Origin of the sequence: Methylobacterium sp. E-041 (assembly GCF_022829665.1) — a bacterium.
Classification (GTDB): Bacteria; Pseudomonadota; Alphaproteobacteria; order Rhizobiales; family Beijerinckiaceae; genus Methylobacterium.
Map to the genome: position 1 here is coordinate 1 of NZ_JAKSYQ010000004.1, position 994 is coordinate 994.

Below are 994 nucleotides of genomic sequence, written 5' to 3' on the forward strand. Positions count from 1 at the left end.
TCGCCGAAGCCCCGATGAGGCCGGACCATGCGGGCCGGGCGCGCCCGTTGGGGGTAGGCACGCCCGGCCCGACGGTCGGCCGGCATCCGGACCGAGAGCTGAGACGAATGATAGTCGCGCTCACCTGATTCCAGCGTATCAAGATGTCCTCAGGCAGCCGCCTGTGAAGCTTGGCGTACCTTGCGGGCCGCTTGATCGACCTGCTCGCTCGCTCGGGCGATGTCCTCCATGCCGCTGGCGATCGCCGCTTGCGCCACCACGCGCAGGCTGCCTAACCTCTCACCCCAGATGGACCAGAGCCTCCGCTCCTGAACACCGCTGAATGTCCCAAATCATCTGACGACGGACAGTCATCGAACGACCAGCGCCGCCGCCGTTCGGCATTCTCCAGGAGTTCGACCCGCATCACCCCGACCCGCCGACCTTAACGCCAGCATTAATGTCAGGCTTTAGCGCAGAGCGCGATGCCCTCGACCGCGGCCCTCACCGGAGGCGTACGATCCAGGCGACAATCCGCTCGCTTGATGAGGTGTCAGGTGCCATCGCCGCTGCGGTCGAGGAACAATCCGCGGTGACTCGGGAGATGTCAGGCAGCATGCAAACGGCCGCGCATGGGGCAACGACGATCGCCAGCGGCATGGAGGACATCGCCCGAGCGAGCGAGCAGGTCGATCAAGCGACCCGCAAGGTACGCCAAGCTTCACAGGCGGCTGCCTGAGGCCATCTTGATACGCTGGAATCAGGTGAGCGCGACTATCATTCGTCTCATACCAATCGACGCTGAGGGTGACTCACGGGGTTTCGTTGCGTGGGCGGATCTGATTCGATGAGGCGAACCGGGAGGGTTTGCCATGTCGGCTGCAGCGCCGCGATCACCGATTCGTAGGCGAACAGGCCGCACCAGCCGAGGAGCAGGTAGAGGCCGATCGACAGCCGGTCGAAGCGGCCGGGCAGCAGCAGCTTCACCGCGATGCCGATCCCGGCCACGATCCAC

General features: G+C 65.0%; 2 pseudogenes. One reads left to right on the forward strand and one right to left on the reverse strand.

The window, feature by feature from the left end:
* Window positions 1–496 precede the first annotated feature (496 nt).
* Window positions 497–718: pseudogene (locus tag MKK70_RS00045) on the forward strand (chemotaxis protein); the annotation flags it as partial.
* A 47-nt stretch (window positions 719–765) separates the two neighbouring features.
* Here the strand turns inward: MKK70_RS00045 and MKK70_RS00050 are convergent.
* Window positions 766–994 (reverse strand): annotated as a pseudogene (locus tag MKK70_RS00050) (hypothetical protein); the annotation flags it as partial.